This is a genomic window from Streptococcus pseudopneumoniae, assembly GCF_001072665.1.
Lineage (GTDB): Bacteria > Bacillota > Bacilli > Lactobacillales > Streptococcaceae > Streptococcus > Streptococcus pseudopneumoniae_S.
On sequence record NZ_JVJI01000031.1, the window covers coordinates 1 to 289 of the forward strand.

At 53.6% G+C, this 289-nt stretch carries 1 pseudogene; it reads right to left on the reverse strand.

What is annotated here, in order from left to right:
• A pseudogene (locus ADH52_RS11395) lies at positions 1 to 289 on the reverse strand (peptidase); the annotation flags it as partial.

Genomic DNA, 289 nt, shown 5'->3' on the forward strand with positions numbered 1-289 from the left:
AGCAAGTGCTTCAGCGTCAACAAGTGCAGTAGCCTCAGCTTCAGCGTCAACGAGTACGGTAGCTTCAGCCTCAGCATCTACTAGTGCAGTAGCTTCAGCATCAGCGTCAACAAGTGCAGTAGCCTCAGCTTCAGCGTCAACCAGTGCAGTGGCTTCAGCTTCAGCGTCAACAAGTGCGGTGGCTTCAGCCTCAGCGTCAACAAGTGCAGTAGCCTCAGCTTCAGCCTCAACAAGTGCAGTAGCTTCAGCTTCAGCGTCAACAAGTGCAGTAGCAAGCGCCTCAGCATCA